Below are 21,432 nucleotides of genomic sequence, written 5' to 3'. Positions count from 1 at the left end.
CGGTAAGGCGTTTTGCTTTACAGAATATGTAAGAGCAACACACTATCCTTTAAAGGGCGATTTGCCGGAGGTTAGGCAGAAGGTAAAATTAATTTTTGTTAATAACTGATTTTAACCTTTACCTTTTACAAAAATCACCGACAAATCTTGAGCAACAGGTGCTTTCCTCGTGGGAGACGACAAAAGCTATAGAAGTTATGATCAGGGGAAGCCTCTGGTCAGACTTCATCACTGCCGAGTCGGTTGTCTCTTTTACAATTGTGCTACGTAGGAGAGGAAAACCCCGCCCATTAACCAGAGGTGCTAGCCGCACCATTCGGTGTGGAAAACCACCCTTATGCAATGGAAGTGCATCTGAATCGGCATACTGCCTAGCAGTAATTTGCTTCTACAATCTAGCAAACCCCTGGGGTCTTGTGAAACTTCGTTAAATCTACAATCAATATTTAGATATATTAAAATGTCTTAATAAAAATCTGCAACTTAGGATATTAGGTATTGGGAATTGGTCAAGAGGACTTAGAGACAAGGAGAATTGGGGACAAGGGGAAAGACTTGTTTCAAATTATCACCTCTTGTCCCCTTGTCTCCCCTGCTCCCTGCTCCCTTGCTTCTTCCCCATTACCCAATCCCTAATCTATCGCCTCATAATCAACCTGTGCGGTACTTTCTTCGTCAAAATCAAAGTTGAATTGTGGTATTAGTGTACCGTTCATTGGTGAGTCTACTTCTGGGGTAAAGAGACTAGCTGAAGGCTCCTCAATCTCATCTGTTTGGCTGTTAGCTCGGTTATAGACATCAGCACCAATTGCAAATAGTGTTTGTTGGAAGTCGTCTAAGCGCTGCTTAAACTCCACAGTTGAGATACCGGAGTCAATCATTGCAGCTTGAAGTTGTAAAGCTTTTTCACTAGCCAAAGTCTTCATTTGCTCGCCGATAAAGTCGCTATTATCCTTAATCGTAGATTCGTAACTGAACAACAGATTATCTGCTTGGTTTTTGAGTTCAACGAGTTCTTTACGTCTTCTATCTTCTTCAGAAAATAGTTCGGCCTCTTGGCGCATCCGTTCGACTTCGTTAGTACTCAAGCCACCTGTATTGGTAATCCTAATACTCTGTTCTCTACCTGTGCCTTTGTCTTGGGCAGAAACCTTCAGGATACCGTTGACATCAATTTCAAAAGATACTTCAATTTGCGGCACACCACGGGGCGACGGGGGAATTCCTGCTAGCAGAAACTTGCCAAGACTCTTGTTATCCCGTGACATTGCCCGTTCACCTTGGAGAATGTGAATTTCTACCGAGGTTTGGCCATCAACTGCTGTGGAAAAAATTTGTGACTTACTTGTAGGAATTGTGGTGTTGCGTTCAATAATTTTGGTGAATACTTCACCCAAGGTTTCAATCCCTAAAGACAGGGGGGTGACATCCAAAAGTAAGAGATTATCGACTTCCCCACCCAAGACCCCTGCTTGGATAGCTGCTCCCAATGCTACAGCTTCGTCAGGGTTGATAGAGCGATCGGGAGCTTTGCCATTGAAAAACTTAATCAGCGCGTTTTGGACTGCGGGAATTCGGGTAGAACCACCTACTAAAATAATCCGATCTATGGCTGATGGTTTGAGATCCGCATCTTTGAGTGCTTGGATCATTGGTTCAACGGTCGCTTCGATTAATTGTCCTGTAAGCTCTTCAAATTTAGAGCGGCTGAGTTCCATTTCCAGATGCTTTGGACCTGTTTCATCAGATGTGATAAACGGCAGGTTAATGGAGGTATTAACCATGCTGGAGAGTTCAATTTTCGCTTTTTCTGCTGCTTCTCGTAGGCGTTGCAGTGCCATCTTATCTTGGGAAAGATTGATTTTTTCGTCTTGCTGAAAGCGTTCCATCAGCCAAAGCACGATCGCATTATCAAAGTCGTCTCCACCTAAGTGGTTGTTACCACAAGTTGCCTTAACTTCAAAAACGCCATCCCCAAGTTGCAGGATCGATACGTCAAAAGTACCGCCTCCTAAGTCGAATACTAAAATTAGCTGCTCTTGGTCTTGCTTTTCCAATCCGAAAGCTAAAGCCGCAGCTGTTGGTTCATTGATGATCCGCAGAACTTCTAATCCGGCAATTGTGCCTGCATCTTTAGTGGCTTGTCTTTGAGCATCTGTAAAATATGCAGGTACGGTGATCACTGCTTGAGTGACTTCTTCACCCAAGAAGTTTTCCGCATCCTGCTTAAGCTTTTGCAGGATCATGGCGGATAGTTCTTGTGGCGTATAATTTTTTGAGCGGATTTGGACATCAACGGTATCGTCTCGACCTTTGACACAGTTGTAGGGTACACGTTCGCGTTCTATGTCAGTGTCTTCCCAACGCCGCCCGATGAATCGTTTAATACTGTAAATTGTGTTTTCGGCATTGGTTACGGCTTGGCGCTTTGCCAATTGACCAACCAAGCGATCGCCACTTTTGCCAAATCCCACAATACTTGGAGTAGTTCGCCCACCTTCCGAATTGGAGATCACCAGTGGTTGACCGCCCTCCAAAACTGCGACGCAACTATTAGTAGTGCCTAAGTCGATTCCAATAACTTTTCCCATATTCGCCAGTATTTTTACTGAGTCTTCCTGCTGTAATATGTAGCGGACTAACTTTTTAGCTCCGAACTAAGGCTAGCGGATAACGTCTGTGTAACCCATTTTGCTGGTAGCAAGAGGAAGTTGAAACACAGAAAGTTATCCAAAGCCTTGTCCAAGTTTTGGTACGCGATGCTCGTCCTTGCTAGAACCCAGGCACTTTTGGTCAGCGAGGTGAGCGACTACAGCTTAACTGAAGGCTTGACTCGACTGATCTTCCTCCGTAGAAGGTGTATCTTCCTTTGGAGCAGCTACTTTGACCATTGCATGGCGTAGCACACGTTCGCCCAAGTAATATCCGCGCACTAACTCTTCTAACACTGTTCCTTCAGGATGTTCATCCGTAGGTTCCCGCATTACTGCTTCGTGTAGGTTAGGATCAAATTCTTGACCTTCAGGACGCATTGGTGACACACCCAACCGCTTCAGGCTATCTACTAATTGTTTGTAAACGCCTTGGTAGCTTTTGTGCATGGTCATTTCGCCATCAGATTGAGGTTTGAGGTGCGATCGCGCCCGCTCAAAATTATCGACCACTGGCAGCAATTCTAGAATCGTGTTCCGCTTCATCTGCATCTCTAGCTCTTCTTTTTCTTTGCTGGTGCGTTTTCGGTAATTCTCAAAATCAGCAGCAATCCGCATATATTGAGTACTACGCTCTTCTAGCTGTGTTTTGAGAGACTCAATTTGTTGAGTCAGTTCTGCCAAAGCTGCCGTTTCCACTCCAGTGTTCTCGGTTGCAGCAACACCAGTTTCTGGATTGAAAGTAGCTGCATCTCCCGATACATTAGTTGGGGCTGACACTTGCTCTGTCACCTCGCTACCAGATTCATTGAAATTAATTTGGGCTGGGAAGTCACTCTTCATTGCTTGCTTTACCTCTGTTGGTTCACCCAATTGCTGGCTAGTATTGTTTATCTGTTTATTTTCATCCATCATTGTCCACTCATTCCAGATGCTTGCTATTTATGGCAGTGTATCTCCATTGCTTGCAGCCGTCGTCATCCACGACTTGCAACTGAGGCTGATTTTGTTGCCGACAAGTTTCTGGAAGTGATATAACCATTTTCTTATTGTGACAAATGGTGAACACGTTCGCGTAGGCACTATTAAGGCGGGAACCCGAACGAGTAGTCTACCTCTAGGAGTAAGTAATTTGGACGAGTGGCTGGAGGCAGTATCTTTAATTTTGTTATCGCAGCATTAGTTAGCCCGCATACTCTGTAAGAGTTGCAAGCTATTCTTTTAGCGTCTCGTAGAAAGCGTCATTTTGAATTCCGAGCGTACTCCGTTGGCGAAGCAAGCGACTTGACTCAGGACTTTTTTGGGAAATGAGAATTCTATCTCACAGGCTGGGAATACTTTAAGCAGAGGTTCCCCTACTCATTCGCTCATTTATGACTTACTCGTCACCACAACGGCGCAGTACCGCTCTAACTACCAGAACAGAGTTTTCGCCCTTTGGCAACAAGCTAGTGCAATCTGGCTATGTCAATACCGAACAGATGAGGCAGGCACTAATTGAAAGCCGCAAATCTGGCCGACCCTTAACGGAAGTATTAGAGGGAATTACTGGGCAACAACTATCACCTGAGTTGCTCAGGCAATACAAAAAACAGCAGCTATTTGAACTTAAAATACTATACGGTGTTGAATTCCTCGATCCGGAAGTCAACTCCATTGGTAACACGATGATGGGGAACCTGATTGAAACCCTCATCCCAGTGGATATCTGCCGTCGCCATCGTTTAGTACCACTATCGAAACACGAAGACCAAACTCCGCCCTCAGTTTTAGTGGCGATGGTCGCTCCAGATAATCTAGAAGCTTCCGATGACCTGAACCGCATCTTGCGTCCCCAAGGGCTGGCATTACAGCGGATGGTGATTACACAGGAAGACTACCAGCAGCTAATCAACCAATATCTGGATGAAATGGCTGTTCGGCAAAAGCACCTAGAACGAGAAAATGCTACAGATATTAGTCAGGATTTAGAAAATCTCGGAAATCTCGATCTTGAGGATGCTCCTGAAGAAATGGAGGCTGATTTAGGGGCGGCGATGAAGGGCGCAGAGGATGCCCCAGTTATCAACCTAGTCAACAGAATCCTGGCTAAAGCCTTACATGAGGGTGTTTCTGACATTCATATCGAACCGCAAGAAGAAAACTTACGCATTCGCTTTCGGAAAGATGGCGTACTGCGTGAAGCTTTCCCCATAATGCCAAAAAAAATCATCCCGGCGGTGACAGCCCGATTTAAAATCATCTCCAATCTCGACATCGCCGAACGCCGTCTACCCCAAGATGGACGCATCCGACGGATGTTTGAGGGACGTAAGGTAGATTTCCGTGTGAATACCTTGCCCAGTCGCTACGGGGAAAAGGTGGTGCTGCGGATTTTGGATAACTCTTCTACCCAATTGGGATTAGATAAGTTAATTACCGATCCAGAGACTTTGAATATTGTCAAGGATATGGTCAGCCGTCCCTTTGGGCTAATTTTGGTAACTGGACCAACTGGTTCCGGGAAAACAACCTCGTTGTATTCTGCATTATCAGAGAAGAATGATCCCGGAATTAATATCAGTACTGTGGAAGACCCAATTGAGTACAGTCTTCCAGGGATTACTCAAGTACAGGTGATTCGGGAAAAAGGGCTGGATTTTGCTACCGCTCTGCGGGCTTTCTTGCGACAAGATCCAGATGTGCTGCTGGTGGGTGAAACGCGGGATAAGGAAACGGCAAAAACAGCAATTGAGGCTGCCTTGACCGGTCACTTGGTATTAACTACCTTACATACCAATGATGCCCCAGGTGCGATCGCTCGTTTGGGAGAAATGGGAATTGAGCCTTTCATGGTTTCTAGTTCCCTAATTGGCGTTCTAGCTCAACGTTTGGTGCGGCGTGTATGTTCTGAATGTCGTATTTCCTACACTCCTACAACTGAGGAACTGGCTCGTTATGGCCTATCAGCTTCTTCTGATGTCGCAATCACCTTCTATAAGGCTAACAGTTTGACATTAGATGCGATCGCCGAAGCCAAAACCAAAAATCAGCTTTGCTCAAAATGTAATGGTGTCGGCTACAAAGGGCGTTGTGGTGTTTATGAAGTCATGCGAGTCACCGAAACCCTGCAAACTCTCATCAACGAAGATGCACCCACAGAACGCATCAAGGAAGTTGCAATAGAAGAGGGCATGAAAACCTTGCTGGCTTACAGTTTGGACTTAGTGCGCCAAGGTTCTACCACTCTAGAAGAAGTAGAACGGGTGACGTTTACTGATACTGGTTTGGAAGCCGAGTTAAAAGCCAAACGTAAGACTGGTCTTACCTGCCGGATTTGCGATGCCACATTGAAACCAGAATGGCTCGATTGTCCCTACTGTATGACATCTCGGTTTTAAGGCTAATAGTCATTAGTCATTGGTCATTAGTCATTGGTGAATGCTTAATAACTTTAAACAACTGACAAAGAACAAAGGACAAAGGACAAATGACAAATGACAAATAAAAAACATTAAAAGGAAGCAGAACTATGGAAATGATGATTGAAGATTTAATGGAACAGTTGATTGAACTGGGTGGTTCGGATATGCATTTATCCGCAGGTTTGCCTCCCTACTTCCGTATCAGTGGCAAACTCACTCCCATCGGTGAGCATATATTGACAGCTGATCAATGTCAAAGGCTGATTTTTAGTATGCTCAACAACACCCAACGTAAAACTTTAGAGCAGACCTGGGAATTGGATTGTTCTTACGGTGTTAAGGGTTTAGCACGTTTCCGGGTCAATGTCTATAAAGAACGTGGTGCTTATGCTGCCTGCTTACGAGCATTAAGTTCTAAAATTCCTAACTTTGAAAAGTTAGGTCTGCCAGATATAGTACGGGAAATGTGCGATAAGCCCAGAGGACTTATTCTCGTGACAGGCCCTACAGGTTCCGGGAAGACAACTACCCTAGCGGCAATGATTGACTTGATTAACCGCACCAAGGCAGAGCATATTTTAACGGTGGAAGACCCAATTGAATTTGTTTACGAACCTATTAAAAGTTTGGTTCACCAACGACAACTGGGTGAAGATACTAAGAGTTTTGCGAATGCTTTGAAAGCAGCTTTGCGGGAAGATCCAGATATTATTCTGGTGGGAGAAATGCGTGATTTAGAAACGATTTCTTTGGCGATTTCCGCAGCAGAAACAGGACACTTAGTATTTGGTACTCTCCACACCAGTTCTGCTGCCCAAACAGTTGACCGGATTATCGATGTTTTCCCCCATGAAAGACAAACCCAGGTACGGGTGCAGTTATCTAACTCATTAGTAGGAGTATTTAGCCAAACCTTGGTATCCAAGAAGAACCCTAAACCCGGTGAATATGGTCGGGTGATGGCTCAAGAAATTCTGATAGTCACTCCCGCTATTTCCAACTTGATTCGAGAAGGCAAAACATCTCAAATTTACTCAGCTATTCAAACTGGCGGCAAATTGGGAATGCAAACTCTGGAGAAGGTTTTAGCCGATTTTTACAAATCAGGAACGATTTCTTTTGAAGCTGCGATGTCTAAAACTTCTAAGCCAGATGAAATCCAACGTCTCATCGGGAATTCTACACCGCAAGCAGGCGCTGGTGCAAAACCTGGTGCAGCAGCCAAAGCGCATTAAAGGAACTAGGTGAATCAGGGAGATGAGGAAATAAAGATGAAGTTGCAGTAAGTCTTTTCCTTATGTCTCATGCCTAATAAATAACAACTATTTTGAATTTATTTATGCCAACCTTCGTTGCCCGTGTTCGGGATTCTCAAGGAAAATCTCGAACTGAAAAAATTGTTGCCGAATCCTTAGTACAAGCTCGTACTAATCTCAGAGATCAAGGTTTTGTAATCCAAGAACTCAAGCAATCTCAAGGATTTCAGCCAGATATTGCCTTAAAAAAATTCCAGAATTCCTTAGTTAAGGTTTCTGTGAAAGACAAAGCCGTTTTTTCTCGTCAATTTGCCGTTTTGATGAATGCGGGTGTTGCGATCGTTAGAAGTTTAGGGGTACTTTCTGAGCAGTGTAGTAATACTAAACTCAAACAAGCTCTGATTGAGATTAGCAACGATGTGCAAAGCGGAATGAATCTTTCCGAGTCAATGCGAAAGCATCCTGACTGTTTTGATGGATTATATGTGAGTATGATTCAAGCGGGTGAAGTTGGTGGTGTTCTAGACGAAGTATTGAATCGTTTAGCCAAGTTGTTAGAAGATGTTGCCCGCTTACAAAACCAAATTAAATCAGCATTGTCTTATCCAAGTGTTGTGGGTTTTATCGCACTTGCTATCTTTCTTGGTATGACCATTTTTCTGATTCCCGTTTTTGCGAAGATTTTTACAGAAATCGGAACTGAATTACCGCCTCTAACGCAATTTTTGATGGATGCTAGTCTCTTTTTGAGAAGTCCGAAGGTTTTCGTGCTTATCGCTGCTCTTATAGGAGCAAAAATTGGCTTTACACAATATGGTAAAACTCCTGTCGGTCGCTTAACAATTGATCGTTTTTCTCTCAAGATGCCGTTGTTTGGTGACTTAATTCAAAAATCTGCGGTTGCCCGCTTTAGCCGAACTTTTGGTTCTTTGACTCGTTCAGGTGTACCAATTTTAACTTGCTTGGAAATTGTCCGAGATACATCAGGAAACGTAGTTATTGCCAATGCGATAGACGCAGCCCGTATAGAGATTCAACAAGGAGGTATGATTAGCATTGCTTTACAAAAAGATAGCGTTTTTCCGGCTATGGCAATTCAAATGATTAGTATCGGAGAAGAAACTGGAGAATTAGATGGAATGTTGATGAAAGTTGCTGATTTCTATGAAGATGAAGTCGAGCAGGCAGTAAAAGCAATGACCAGTATTTTGGAACCAGTTATGATTGTATTTGTAGGGGGAATGGTTGGAACAATTTTGCTAGCGATGTATTTACCTATGTTTAAGGTATTTGAAAAGATGGGATAGAGGATTAAAAGTTAAGAGTTATAAGTTATGAGTTAGAAATCAAAAATTTTGACTCCTAACTTTTAACTCCTAACTAATTAATTTTATTCTTAACTTCTGTACAGACGCGATTAATCGTATCTCTACTCCTCACTATTTAATCAACTATGACTGTGCAAAAATCTCACTACGAAGCGAGTTTGGCAGAGTACAGCAATCATCTAGCTGCGATCGCCTTACTAAAGCAATATCGGCCATACTTAGAGATGATTCCCAGTCTGCGCCGTCCAGATGAAAGTGTTATCACTATACCCTTGCCAATTGTCCGCCTTCGCAATACTGCGACTACAACTCCACAAACAATCTGCTTACCCTGTGATGTAGCAATTTTGATGTGCGATCCAGAGTGGAAGATCAAAACTGGAGCCGAAATTTTAGTCTTTATTCATCGCGCTCACGAAGACTTTTCTGATTTGTTAGGACGTTGGCGACAAACCCAAGTTTTCCTCGACAATGATTATGAATGGTTAATGCCTCTGCGTCACAGTCATATTTTGAGCGAGGGGGCTAATATTGTATATCCTTTGTTCGTTGTGTTTAGTGATACTTTAGAACGTATCCAACGAGGACTCGTAGGGGCCGAACTTCCATTTATTATACAAACACCAGATTCGCTGCTGGAAGAGGATGTGACAGATATTTTTTGTCCAGAAATCCCACCAGCTTAGAAAAAATTAGGAGTTAAGAGTTTTCAGTTGCAACTTCTAAACCAAACTAAAGATTTTTAAGTCTCAAGTTTAGTTTTTTAACTCCTAACTCCTGTAGAGACGCGATTAATCGCGTCTCTCCTAATTATTACCTCACAAATTGGGGCATAATTTCAGCAGCAGTGAATATTCCATAAATGCCACGTTGGTGCAATTGTCTACCAGCTTTGAGATATCCAAAAGCAGGGCCGCAGACATTAGCTGCCATGCTGGTTTCATCTCCTAAAGTAAAGGTATGGGTGGAAATCTTACCTTCAAAGGTGCGTCCTGTTACCTTAACGTTGGTGCTGAGGGGCTTTTTCGGGTTGCGAGTATCGACTACACCACCAACAGTAACGCGATCGCGATCGCAAATTCCCGCTACCTCTAGCATCACATCATCAGCGTGTTCCATATTCTTCAAGGTAAGCACGCCATTAGTTTTATCTAGTAGTGCTTCTACTTCTGCGTCAGTCATCGCCCTAGCGGTTTCCACTGTGTAACCAGGGATATGCCCAATATCTTCCCGAACAGTGGCGCGGTAAGCTTCCCAGTTAGCAATTCCCACTCCAAAGGTAATTTCGACTTGATGAATTTCGGCGTAGCTTTGGGCTGCTAATGCGGCGGCGGCGGTTAACAATCCGGGTGTAGCACCGCAGCCTGTCATATAGGTAATCCCGGCGGCTTGTAGTTCTTCTTTCATCGCCAGTAATTGTTCTACAGCAGTGGTGCGCTTAATTGCATCCACTAGCACCCCACGCCAACCAGATTTAATAAACTCTTTCGCTACAGAGGGGATAAAATCGTTTGGTAGGTTGGGTAAAGCCAGAAAATACCCATCCACGGGTTGAGCTATTGCAATTACATCCTGAATACTTTGATTTGTTAACGTACCAACTGGCTCTAAATAACCTACAGAACCTTGGGACTGGTAGGTTGCAATACATTCTTGAGTATTTAAACCTTCAGCAGCATAAGCGTAACCTTTTTGATCTGCGGCTGCGACTAAAACCATTTCCTGTTTAGCAGCAAGTACTTTGGCGGCGGCTTGTCCGAGTCCACCGAAACCTAGTACTCCTATACGTATCGCTGACAAGATATTTGCTGTACTCATAGTCAATTACTGAAGTTGAATCACAAGCCTTCAAACTTTACCATCTCAGCTTGTGGCTGATGGCTGACAGCTTTTAGCTATAAAGGTTAATTATGCTTCATTATCCTGGTTTGTTCTCTAAGCAAATCAGTTTATTCACCAGAAATTCTTGCTGAGTGATTTAGGCTTAGACAAGAACTCTATTCTTTTTGGTATCTTCAGTATTTATTATGCTGAAATTTGCGTTAAATTACGTTAAATACGTTAAAAATCAGGACTTAAAGTCCGTTTTAGGTTTAATTTCAGAAATCTTACCTGAAACGCTAAGGATAACGACTTTTATTATTGCCCAGCAAAGGTTTCAAGCTTATTTACAGACGTATTTGGCATACTATGTACTGAAAAACCAAAATTCTTGAAAAATTAAACGCTTGTTGACAAAATCCTTAATTGTAATCACAATGTAATTACAATTAAGGATAACTATCCTCATGGGGACAGCAATTAGAACCCGTATTATTAAAATCGGGAATTCTCAAGGTATCCGCATTCCTAAACTTTTGCTAGAACAAAGTGGTATTGGTGAAGAGGTAGAAATTGAAATTCAAGATTGTCACCTAATTGTCCGTGCAGCCTCGCGATCGCGTCAGGGATGGGAAGAAGCATTTGCGACTATGGCGAAGCTAGACGACGATCTACTGCTTGATGATGCGGTAACTACAGAGTGGGAGCATCTAGAGTGGGAGTGGTAGTCAATCGATTTGATGTGTTTTTGGTTAACCTCGACCCGACAATTGGCAGTGAGATTCAAAAGATAAGACCCTGTGTAGTAATTTCACCAGATGAGATGAACAGATATATTACCACGGTCATTATTGCTCCCATGACAACTAAAGGACAGTCTTATCCAACTCGTGTTGCTTGTCAGTTTCAGAGCAAGGACGGGCAAATCGTTCTGGATCAAATTCGTACAGTTGACAAAAATCGATTAGTCAAAAAGCTAGGTCAGATTGACTCTGACGAACAAAAAGCAGTTTTGGATACTTTGGCTGAAATGTTTGCTGAATAATGGGTAAAATTATCCAAAAACCCAGTTTCAATAGGTATAAAGCTAGCGATCGCATTATGACTGGTGAACCCGGAGGATGTAGGCCGTTCATAATAGCTATTATCTTTGAGAAAACCCTGGAGGAATAGGACAAACTTAATCATAATGATCAAGTTTTTCAAGAATTTTTATATTTTTGTAACTCAACTAGCTGGTTATACTGCGTCTAATGCTTATCCTTAGGACTTTTGCCGCTTAATTGGCAGGCTCGGTTGTTACCTTGACTAATCGAGGAGGTTAAGAGAAACTAACTAAATACTGATGTGACTGCTTATAAATTTAATAAGTTTTGTAAAGATTCTGAGATATATCTTGTAAAGATGGAACATTATTTAACAAATGGCAAGTTTGTATCTAAGTAAAAATGTTCCTACGGCTATATTTATAGCCTTCTGCTAAGGCAGTACAATTTAAGCGTACTTATCCTGGTTGGCCAAGAGCATGGAGACATTAGAGTTCATAATCTATCCAGACGGTCGGGTACAAGAGAAAGTCACTGGTATTGTGGGTGCTTCTTGCGCGGAGGTTACAGCAGCAATAGAGGCACAATTGGGGCAAGTACTTAATCATGAACCAACCTCAGAATATTTCGCCGCGAAGTTGCAGCAATCTAATGTGGCGAATACGCACACCACTTACAGCGAGTGGTAAGTTTTCACAGTAGTTTAGTGTTATTAATTCACAACCACCATGTCACACTTTAGCCAAATTAAGACTCAAATCCGTAACCTTGATTCTTTGAAAGATGCTTTGACTGAATTGGGCGTAGACTGGAAACCCGGCCCACGCGAAGTCCGTGGCTATCGCGGTCAAACCCATCCTGCGGAAGTTAGTATTGAGCAGGAAAATGGCTATGACATCGGCTTTAGATGGAATGGCAAGGAATATGAATTAGTAGCTGATTTGCAATATTGGCAGCAAGACCTTTCTGTGGATGGATTTTTGCGCCAGGTAACACAGCGCTATGCTTACCAAACAGTTGTGAAAGAAACCGCTCGTGTTGGTTTTCAAGTCTCTGAACAACAAAAAAATGAAGATGGTTCCATTCGCCTGGTAGTACAGCGCTGGAGTGCGTAATGGCTGATTTTCTGCCGTCGCCGGAAGAACAAGAAGATAACCGTTCCGGTTTGGAACCAGAATTAGGGGGTTTTTTACGGGATGCCCCAGAACGTTCTGGTTTAGAACCGGAATTGGGTGGTTTGCTGCGCCAAAATGGTGTTTATGTTGATGAAATCACCTGTATTGGTTGTAAGCATTGCGCTCATGTTGCACGTAACACCTTTTATATTGAACCAGATTACGGGCGATCGCGCGTGGTTCGGCAAGATGGAGACGCTGAAGAAATTATCCAAGAAGCAATTGATACTTGCCCGGTTGATTGTATTCACTGGGTTGATTACACTGAATTGAAAAACTTAGAAGCAGAGCGCAAATATCAAGTAATTCCCGTAGTGGGTTATCCGGTAGAACAGGCTGTTGCTGCTAGCGAACGTCGGCGTAAAAAGCAAAAGTTAAAGACAAAAAAATCTCGTTATTAACAAAAAACATTAAATCAATATAGTAAAGGACTGGGTATATCCAGTCCTTTTGCTTTTCGTAATATAGCTAATTTATGACAGCATTTCGGTATTTACTTATTCATCTGGAAAAGTCTGTACCTTGCCATCAGGACTGAGAACAACTCGAATTCTGACATCTTGTCCGCGTCTATTGGCGGAAACAAAAGGTTTACCAACTTCAGGCATCCCAGTGCTATCAACGAATTCTCTTGCTGCCTTGTTAAGAGGAAAAATTCGTTCAACTGTGCCGTCAACACTGACTATCAGGCTGTACTCTAATGTTTGTCCTAGTCCAGTAGGTGGTTGCCAACGCTTTTTTAAGTATTCTCTAGCTTCTGCTACTTGAGGTGTATCAAATAATGTACCTGTAGCCACTTCTGTGGATTTAGGGGTTTTGCGTGCATCTCCTAATTGGTCGATGAATGGATTGTTCTCCGCAGTTCTAGACGAAGGAAGTTGTGAAGCAGGTTTTTCTCCAGTAGAAGGTTGCCGTAGGGAATTGATTCTTTCGTCTAGCTGTTGTGAGTTTAGTGCAGAGGTATTACCACGATTATTATTGGGTATGCTCTCAAGAGACGGAGGGAGAACTGGTGAGACATTAGTAGTTGGTAAGCTGCCTGGGTTAGAAGATAGTCTGGGTGGCAAATTTCGCAACTGAGGGAGAGTTCCAGCTTGGGGATTTGACCCTGTAGGGTTCTGTGCAATATTTGGTACTATGGCTATTTCCTGTCCTGGGATTTTACTTGATGGTGAGTTAGCAAGGCTCGCCGTGCCACTTCGTGGAAGCAAGCTACGCGTAGGGTCTCCCAGAGAACTAGGAAGGGTTGCAGTCTTGCCCTGAGTTGTTGTCAGTGAATTATTGGGAAATAGAGGTTGCGGTGCAGAAAAACTAGAACTAGGGGCTGTTAAAGGTGCTTGGGGCAAAGTAGATGTGGAAAGTGGAGGAGTGGAACTTAGCAAATTATCTGATGGAGGGATAATTCCAGGTTCAGGCGTAGGAAAGTTTAGTGAAGTTGAAGGTTCTAAAGCTGTCTTTACTGCTGCTGAATCTGATGTTTTGGCTGTCTGCTGTTCCTTTCCCCTAATGCTGTTAGCATATTGCCAAGTAACTGGTAAGAAACCTATACCTAACACTAATACTGCGGCAACAGGTGCCCAAGCAGGGAACCTCAGAGTCGAAGTGCTGTTGAGAGTTGGGAGTGCCATAACATCAGTTGAGTATTCATCTAAAGCACTTGCCAAATCGAATAATTGCAGCAGAGTGAGTTTAATTACGGGGCCAGATGAGTGGTTGGTAAGAGAACCGAGAAATAAGTTGTGAGTTAAATAGCTGCTTGGTTCTAAGCGGATATTTGCCCCAGGAAACTGGGTGCTAAAGGAATTTAATGTTTTTGTTGAAGACTTTAATTCCGGCTCACCCATTGCTATGCTTGATTCCTGGGTACCGGAGAAACTTACCCAAAAGCTTTCTGGAGACTGTTGAAGGAATTGCTGTACGTAGTTTGTGACTGCATCACATAAAGCTTCAAGTTGCTCGCGATCGCCCCGAATTGGAACTCTGTGTTCTTCTGGGAGTCGGGGATCATCAAAGCGTAGTTCAAAGGTTAGGTGTTTGAGGACAGTTTTCCCCATCCAACGGGACAGAGGCGAGCTTTGGGCGAATACTTCTAGCGTGCAAGTAGGTGGTGTGTAGCGACGAATTACAGAATTTGATAGAGGCATGGCAGGAACTGCGAGGAAGACTATTTGGGATTTTGCAAAAAGTTAAGCCAGTTGCTTGCAAAGAAAAGTTGAAACGGTGGATTCCTTCTGAGTGAAGGAAGTTGGTTAGGTTTCTTTCGTTATTTAGTCTTGTACTAGAAGGAAGCATTGCTGATAGTGCATCGCCTAAGAGCTAATGACGATCAAAAGAGTTTCCCGATCTAGCAAACAAATCACAAGCAAATTTTGATTGAGGAATTTCAAATTTCAAATCTAAAATTTTGTCGAACCGTCTATAAGTGCCAGCCAGAGACGGCGATGTCCACCAGGGGCGCTGTAAAAAAGTAAATCTACAAGCAGTTTTAGTGCCAGGTTGGTAAGCAAATCTGTTGAGATTTTCTCATCCTCTTCCATCCGCTCTTGGTAGGTGTTGCAAAAAGCATCAATATAGTCTCCAAGCAAGGCAGCTTGGTGAGGTTCCCGGTTATTTTCTGCCATTTGTTCCAACAGACCGACAGCGCGGCGAATCAATTCCTGGTGCTGTTTGGCTAAGTAGCAGATGATCAGAACAAGCGATCGCGCTTCTTCGACATCTAGCTTTTTTCGCCCTCCTTGACCTTTACGTAGGGGATTTGACTGGCGCAGTCGCCATAAAGCTACGCGGTCTGGCACTCTTGACTCTAAATTCAGATCAGTTGCCGCCGAAAGCATTGCCTCTGAACCAATCCCAGTTAAGGTTTCTAACGCCAACAGCACCAAGTCTAATTGGGTTTTGATATTATCCCATTGGACTGTATTTGGGGCTGGAAGCTTGATTAAATCCTCCCACTGAGAATTTGGCGTGGCTGAGTTGGCGGCCGAGTGCATAACTTTTAGCATAGGTGATCAAGCTGATAGGGGATGTTGCTGTTACCCATTTTGAAACCAGACTCTCAAGCATCAAACTTGGTTTCCCATTGCTATGAGCCAGAGACTTCAGCTAGATTTTTCTATGTGGTAAACAGCATGTATCTTTGTCCTACTCTAGATGAAAATTTATTTTCAACAAAGTAGAAAAGTATCAATTCTAATTAAGGTTTACCTGACTTTCACTGCTAATTCCGTACAAGAGTATAAATAAACTATTGTTTTGAATGCTAACTGCTAATTATGTAGAATACCTCCTACATTTATTTGCGGTTTGAGATTTTGAAATTTCTTGATGTTTATTACTTGTTCTTAATGTATACATAATTACTATACAAATCTTTTAGCTGTTTGCTAAAGGCACTTCTTACTACTTTCCCTTTCCATCATCCCATCTATGTGTAGCGTTTGATTTCAGGACATCGTGGGTAACATCAGGATAATTGATACCTTCTTGAAACTAATTAGGACTTACGCAAAACACACGCGGTAAGGGCAATTGTATGAATTGCCCTAAGATGAAAATCTTTCTTTTCGGCCATTGTTTGCCTAGTAGGGGCGCAAGGCATTGCGCCCCTCCGATAGAATATTTTTTTAGCTGGAAGTCCCCAAACTTAAAATTTTGTTGATTTAATTGACAAATGGCACAAACTAGAAGCCTTCACATTGATTACTACTTTTTGATGTGAGCAACGGTAACACCAGTACCGCCATCTGCTTGTTCTGCTGGTTCGTAGTTATTTACTCTGGAATGCTGTTGCAAAAATGCGTGAACTCCTTGTCGCAGCTTACCAGTGCCGTACCCGTGAATAATCCAGAGTGGGCCTGTAGCTTCCGAAATGGCTTTATCTAAAATGTATTCGGCATCAGCTACCCGTTTACCACGCAAATCGATGGTATTTTGGGAAGTCCGAATTTCTGGGACATTTTGTGGTGGTGGGGTTACTGCTGCTGGGGCTGGTTTAGCTTTAACAACTGGTTCGGGTTTTTGACCATCTAGAGATTCTATATCTTGCAACTTCACATTCATCTTCATTAGCCCAAAGCGAACGCTTAACTCCCCATCTTCATCGGGGGGGGTGATCACATCTGCTATCTGTCCCAATTTCGGAATGCGGACGCGATCGCCTACTTTGGGCATAAACCCAGCTTTTGGTTTTGCTGGCGTTGCTGGTTGATATTGCTGGCCAATTTGATTTAAAGCATTAGTTGCTTGCTGGGCTTCTTGGGCTGTGGGCGTACCTTTTTGCAAGCGCCGAATTACTTGGGCAATTTCACCTTTCGCTTGGGCGATCGCTTGTTGGACGGCTATTTCTTGTGAAGCCCGCAAACTGCTTTCCCTCTCTTCCAAACTTGCGGCTTTTGCGGATACTTCTTTGTATAAACGTTCCGCTTGCTGCAACAAACTTTGGGCTTCGGCTGCTTTGGTTTCCTGGCGGCGACGTTGGGCTTCTAAGCCAGCAATTACTTGGTTGACTTCATCTGTGGCCTCTCCCACTTGGATTTTCGCCTCTTCTACCACTTCTGGTTTTAATCCCAGGCGTAAGGCAATAGTTAAGGCATTAGAACGTCCAGGGATGCCCCACAGCAGACGGTAAGTAGGCGACAGAGTACTTTCGTCAAATTCGACAGAGGCATTTTCAAACCGCTCGTCTTCGTATTTTAGGGCTTTTAGTTCGCCGAAGTGAGTGGTGGCGATGGTTAGTTGGGCATGGTTAGCGAGATATTGCAACAAGGCGATCGCTAACGCACTACCTTCAACTGGATCGGTTCCTGCGCCGACTTCATCGAGTAAAACGAGTGATTGGGGACTTGTACTGAGCGTTCGCGTAGCGTCTCGTAGAGAAGTCGAAGTATTGAGTATTTCTAAATTCTGTTCTTCCCCATTCCCAATTCCCAATTCCCCATTCCCTAAATTCCCCAATGCCTCTAAAATCCGACTAATCCGGCGGATGTGTCCAGAGAATGTGGATAAACTTTGCTGTAAAGATTGTTCATCGCCAATATCTGCCAGCACTTTGTCAAACCAAGGAATTTCCACTGGTTCGCGCGCGGGGACAAATAAACCCACTTTGGCCATCAATGCTGCTAACCCTAGAGTTTTTAAGGTTACAGTTTTACCGCCAGTATTTGGCCCGGTAATGGTTACAACCCGAATTAGCGGGTTGATCAGCAAATCTACAGGAACTACTGGTTGCCCTTGTTCATGCTGTTGTTGCCACACTAACAAAGGATGTCGTAAGTTCCGTAAAGTAATGATTTCCTTATCTTCACGCCGGATAAATCGCGGGGGATTTGCTCCTAGCCAGAAACTATAGCGGGATCTAGCGGTTGCCATATCCAAAGTGGTGGCGATCGCTAACAATCTCTCTAAATCTGGTTTGACTGCGGCGACTTGTTCCGTCAAAACGCGGCGAATCGCTTCTTCTTCCGCTTGCTCTCTGCGGATGATTTGCCGCAGTTGGTTGCCTAGAGGCACTACCGAATTCGGTTCTACGTAAAGGGTTGCACCACTGGTAGAGGTGTCGTGAACAATACCAGGGATGGCATCTTTTTGTGGTGCTTTTACAGGGATGACAAAGCGATCGCTGCGTTGCGTAATTAGCTGTTCTTGAACTGCCCCAGATTTTGCCTGTAATATATTTTGCAGCTTTTGGGTAATTTGGCTGCGTAATCGCCGCAAATCTGTGCGAATTTCTCCCAGTTTTTGACTCGCGCGGTCAGTTACCTGGGCCCGTTCATCAATACATCGGTGAATTTCTTGTTCTAGTTCTGGATAAGTCCGTAAATCGGCAACTAACTCAGTGAGTATTGGCAAATCTTCCTGATTGTCGATGACACGCCGCAAACTTCTAGCACCCGCGAGGGTGGTGGCGATCGCTAACAGTTCATCCCCTGTCAAAACTCCACTGCGTTCTGCCCGTTCTAAAGAATCGCCAATATCTTGAATTCCCTCAAATGACAGTCCCGTAGTCAGGCGACTTTCCAGTTGGTAGACTTCTTTGGTTTGCTCTAACAACTGTTCGCTTTGAGTCTGAGAATCTGGTATTTTCAGATGACGCGCAGCTGTCGCCCCCAGCTTAGTTGCCGCGAAGGTGGCAAGGTGCTGGCAGAGGCGATGCCATTCTAATAATTCTAAGGTTTCAGATTGGATCAAGGTTTCAACATCTAATCTGAAATTATCGTAACAATTCTAGCTCCTAGATGGCTAAATCTTAAAGGAGAAAATTTCGCTTTATTCAAATTAGCCAGATAGTGTGTGGTAATCACTCAGTAATAAATAGTACGTCAAGCTATCTTTCCTGAGAAATTACCTTAACACATACTGTCATCGAAAACAATACAGAAACTAATTTAAGTAGCCACTATTTCCTTCACCAAAACGTAAGGCTGAACGATGAGAGTATTAAATCGCTTACTGCGCTCAAGATTCCATTCTCCCACCTGTACTGTTGTGGGTTTGGTAATTAATTGCTCATTAATCCACTGTTCTACTGATGGAATGTTATCACTGGCGATCGCTACTCCAACATCCACCAAGTTTAACTCCGGTGATACCAAAATTACTGCATCTCGTTGCACATGAGGAATTAGCCACTCCCACTCTGCCTCATCCAAAATTTCTGTTAATTCCGCTTTTAAATCCGACATCATTCTTCAATTTGTCTTGGCTCATAAATTATTTTACATTAATTGCTACTTTTAACTCTTGTACAGACGCGATTAATCGCGTCTCTCCTAACTCCTGTAAGGACACAATTAATCGCGTCTCTTTCACCTTTTAGCTAAACTTCTGACTTCATTTCATCAATTTCAAATAAAGATACAATTACTCCTGCAATTGGAATAGATATAAAAACACCTAATAATCCTGCTACTCTCGCACCTATTAGCAAAGCAAAAAATATCACTACAGGATTAAGATTTAGCGCCCCTTGCATGATTCGGGGTGCAATCAAGTTGTCTTGTATCTGCTGGAGAATAATACAAGCTATCAATACCTTCAATGCTAACCAAACACCTTGAGATAAGATAAATAGAATAACTGTACTTACTCCTAATGTTGCTCCTATCCCAGGAATAATATCAACAACTCCGACTATGATTGATAATATCAAAGCAAAAGGTACTTTTAATACTAAGAAAACTAGGAAGGTTGAAATTGTGAGAAATGCACTTAATAATAACTGACCTCTAAAAAACCCTAAAAAAGACCGTCTGATTATATTGGTAAATCTATTGCGGCGCTGCTTTGGTACTATTTTTAAAATAAAATTCCACAGTTTGTCTCCATCTAATAGCATGAAGAAAGCTACAACTGCAATTAATATAAAAGTCACAAAATTCGTCATAAAACCTTGTAAAATTGTCAAACTAGTAACAAGGGTTGATACAGCTTGATTCCGCAATTGTTCTTCAATAAAACTTAAATCTATCTGTAAATTACGGTTTCGTAAAAATACTTCTAACCCCTCTAATAAAGGTACTAAAGAATTTAAAAATGCAGTGATACTATCAATTAATTGTTGTCCTTGAGATAAAACTGTTAAGCCTACGGTAATTATCAGACCGCCTATAATCACAATACTGAGTAAGAAAACTAAGCCAACAGCTACACCGTGGGGCAAAAAACGCCGTAGCCCTTGTACAGGATAGCTGAGTAAAAAGGCCAAAATTGCAGCGAATGTGAAAATCACAATGACTGCTTCAAAGTAAGCTAAAAGCTGTACAATTGCCCAGCCAGAAGCAACTAAAAGCAAAAAGCGGACTAATGCCAGATTATTTAATCGCTCCCAAAAATTCTTGGCTTCAAAGCCGCTCATAATAATTCGTAATTCGTAATTCGTAATTCGTAATTAAGCCCTAAAAACACTAGTTGTTTAGCGTGATAAAGTTAGCCGCCCTGTAAGATTGATATTTATTTTTTGGAAGACCTTTACTTTATTGCTAGAGGAATAGAGTTTAAGATTAGAGCAATCTAATAGCGATCGCTACCTCCCTAAAGCATATATCTGTAGTTTCTCTAGATTCATCGTCCTAAATCATGCATTTCGTTAATTACCGTGGCACACTTTTGTGTCAACGCCTCCAATTCCTCTTTATTTGTGGAAGTGGGAGCATCAATCAAGTTACCAATTCTCACAGTGATGGGAACTGCGTGAGGTCGGGACGAGCCTTTTTGTAAAATCTTTTCAGTACCCCAGACACTTACTGGTAATATTGGGGCTTTTGCTTTCGCCGCTAGCAACAGTGCGCCTCTTTTGGGGTCTGTAATTCGACCATCTGGGGTACGAGTACCTTCCAAGAAAACACCGACAGCCCAACCATTATTGAGATATTCTAGGGCGGAACGGATAGCATTGCGATCGGCACTTCCTCGACTCACCGGGTAAGCACCGTACAGTTTAATCGCTTGCGCCAAAACAGGGATTTTAAATAACTCTTCCTTAGCCATGTACGCTACAGGACGACGTACACAATTAGAGACAATCGGCGGGTCAAAGTAACTAGCGTGATTACTTACTACTAACAACGGCCCTGATTGGGGGACATTTTCCGTACCATGAATCTGGCCCCGAAAGTAAGTGTGAAGCATGGGGCTGACTACTGACCATTTAAAGGCGTGGTAAAGTGCCAGACTGATAAACGGTTCGCGGTTTTTGTCCACAGAAGATAATGCAAATCAAACTGAATTTAGCATAAGCGATCGCAACACCCAGAT

At 43.0% G+C, this 21,432-nt stretch carries 18 protein-coding genes and 1 pseudogene; 10 read left to right on the top strand and 9 right to left on the bottom strand.

Going from position 1 to position 21,432, the window contains the following annotated elements:
- Positions 1–95 precede the first annotated feature (95 nt).
- Complete coding sequence (locus V7K69_RS25225) at positions 96–431, top strand: hypothetical protein (protein ID WP_335039421.1); 336 nt, start codon at positions 96–98, stop codon at positions 429–431.
- Positions 432–632: 201 nt separating this feature from the next.
- Here V7K69_RS25225 and dnaK read toward each other — a convergent pair whose 3' ends face one another.
- Entirely contained in the window at positions 633–2,591 is a 1,959-nt protein-coding gene (dnaK, locus tag V7K69_RS25220; RefSeq protein ID WP_335039419.1) for a molecular chaperone DnaK, read from the bottom strand.
- A 225-nt stretch (positions 2,592–2,816) separates the two neighbouring features.
- The gene (gene grpE, locus V7K69_RS25215) at positions 2,817–3,566 is read right to left on the bottom strand and encodes a nucleotide exchange factor GrpE (protein WP_335039417.1); all 750 of its coding nucleotides are present in this window, start codon (positions 3,564–3,566) and stop codon (positions 2,817–2,819) included.
- A 458-nt stretch (positions 3,567–4,024) separates the two neighbouring features.
- On the opposite strand from grpE, the gene V7K69_RS25210 reads away from it, so the two are divergent.
- The 4 genes and pseudogenes from V7K69_RS25210 (at position 4,025) to V7K69_RS25195 (ending at position 9,325) form a co-directional block, all read left to right on the top strand.
- Entirely contained in the window at positions 4,025–6,031 is a 2,007-nt protein-coding gene (locus V7K69_RS25210; RefSeq protein ID WP_335039415.1) for a GspE/PulE family protein, read from the top strand.
- Between the two features lie 128 nt (positions 6,032–6,159).
- Positions 6,160–7,290 (top strand): annotated as a pseudogene (locus V7K69_RS25205) (type IV pilus twitching motility protein PilT); the annotation flags it as partial.
- A gap of 104 nt (positions 7,291–7,394) precedes the next feature.
- Entirely contained in the window at positions 7,395–8,618 is a 1,224-nt protein-coding gene (locus V7K69_RS25200) for a type II secretion system F family protein (RefSeq protein ID WP_335039410.1), read from the top strand.
- Between the two features lie 146 nt (positions 8,619–8,764).
- Complete coding sequence (locus tag V7K69_RS25195) at positions 8,765–9,325, top strand: hypothetical protein (protein WP_335039408.1); 561 nt, start codon at positions 8,765–8,767, stop codon at positions 9,323–9,325.
- A gap of 127 nt (positions 9,326–9,452) precedes the next feature.
- Here the strand turns inward: V7K69_RS25195 and bioU are convergent, their stop codons facing one another.
- Positions 9,453–10,457, bottom strand: a complete 1,005-nt coding sequence (gene bioU / locus V7K69_RS25190) for a (S)-8-amino-7-oxononanoate synthase BioU (RefSeq protein WP_193948318.1) — start codon at positions 10,455–10,457, stop codon at positions 9,453–9,455.
- Positions 10,458–10,927: 470 nt separating this feature from the next.
- Between bioU and V7K69_RS25185 the strand changes: the two genes are divergently transcribed.
- The 5 genes from V7K69_RS25185 (at position 10,928) to V7K69_RS25165 (ending at position 13,082) form a co-directional block, all read left to right on the top strand.
- Complete coding sequence (locus V7K69_RS25185; protein ID WP_335039402.1) at positions 10,928–11,188, top strand: AbrB/MazE/SpoVT family DNA-binding domain-containing protein; 261 nt, start codon at positions 10,928–10,930, stop codon at positions 11,186–11,188.
- On the top strand, positions 11,161–11,505 hold the full coding sequence (locus tag V7K69_RS25180; RefSeq protein ID WP_335039399.1) for a type II toxin-antitoxin system PemK/MazF family toxin: 345 nt from the start codon (positions 11,161–11,163) through the stop codon (positions 11,503–11,505). The genes V7K69_RS25185 and V7K69_RS25180 overlap by 28 nt, the downstream gene beginning before the upstream one ends.
- 480 nt (positions 11,506–11,985) lie before the next feature.
- Entirely contained in the window at positions 11,986–12,195 is a 210-nt protein-coding gene (locus V7K69_RS25175; RefSeq protein WP_114080209.1) for a DUF2997 domain-containing protein, read from the top strand.
- Between the two features lie 39 nt (positions 12,196–12,234).
- Complete coding sequence (locus tag V7K69_RS25170) at positions 12,235–12,621, top strand: DUF1257 domain-containing protein (RefSeq protein WP_012406942.1); 387 nt, start codon at positions 12,235–12,237, stop codon at positions 12,619–12,621.
- The gene (locus V7K69_RS25165; RefSeq protein ID WP_114080210.1) at positions 12,621–13,082 is read left to right on the top strand and encodes a ferredoxin; all 462 of its coding nucleotides are present in this window, start codon (positions 12,621–12,623) and stop codon (positions 13,080–13,082) included. Before V7K69_RS25170 ends, V7K69_RS25165 begins: the two co-directional genes overlap by 1 nt.
- Positions 13,083–13,178: 96 nt before the next feature.
- Here V7K69_RS25165 and V7K69_RS25160 read toward each other — a convergent pair whose 3' ends face one another.
- The 6 genes from V7K69_RS25160 to V7K69_RS25135 all read right to left on the bottom strand — a co-directional run bounded on the left by V7K69_RS25160 (position 13,179) and on the right by V7K69_RS25135 (position 21,378).
- Positions 13,179–14,825: a DUF4335 domain-containing protein gene (locus tag V7K69_RS25160; protein WP_335039394.1), complete on the bottom strand. Its 1,647-nt coding sequence runs from the start codon at positions 14,823–14,825 to the stop codon at positions 13,179–13,181.
- Between the two features lie 252 nt (positions 14,826–15,077).
- Complete coding sequence (locus tag V7K69_RS25155; protein ID WP_114080213.1) at positions 15,078–15,683, bottom strand: DUF3038 domain-containing protein; 606 nt, start codon at positions 15,681–15,683, stop codon at positions 15,078–15,080.
- Positions 15,684–16,383: 700 nt separating this feature from the next.
- The gene (locus V7K69_RS25150) at positions 16,384–18,867 is read right to left on the bottom strand and encodes an endonuclease MutS2 (protein WP_335039392.1); all 2,484 of its coding nucleotides are present in this window, start codon (positions 18,865–18,867) and stop codon (positions 16,384–16,386) included.
- 197 nt (positions 18,868–19,064) lie between these two features.
- Positions 19,065–19,361, bottom strand: a complete 297-nt coding sequence (locus tag V7K69_RS25145; RefSeq protein ID WP_335039475.1) for a DUF2288 domain-containing protein — start codon at positions 19,359–19,361, stop codon at positions 19,065–19,067.
- A gap of 134 nt (positions 19,362–19,495) precedes the next feature.
- The gene (locus tag V7K69_RS25140; RefSeq protein ID WP_335039390.1) at positions 19,496–20,533 is read right to left on the bottom strand and encodes an AI-2E family transporter; all 1,038 of its coding nucleotides are present in this window, start codon (positions 20,531–20,533) and stop codon (positions 19,496–19,498) included.
- A 206-nt stretch (positions 20,534–20,739) separates the two neighbouring features.
- Positions 20,740–21,378 carry a lysophospholipid acyltransferase family protein gene (locus V7K69_RS25135; RefSeq protein ID WP_335039388.1) on the bottom strand — a complete coding sequence of 213 codons (639 nt, stop codon included), beginning with the start codon at positions 21,376–21,378 and terminating at the stop codon, positions 20,740–20,742.
- Positions 21,379–21,432 lie beyond the last annotated feature (54 nt).

This window comes from Nostoc sp. (genome assembly GCF_036917775.1).
Classification (GTDB): domain Bacteria; phylum Cyanobacteriota; class Cyanobacteriia; order Cyanobacteriales; family Nostocaceae; genus Nostoc.
The sequence above is the reverse complement of the archived record's forward strand: the minus strand, read 5'-3'. Positions and strand labels throughout refer to the sequence as shown.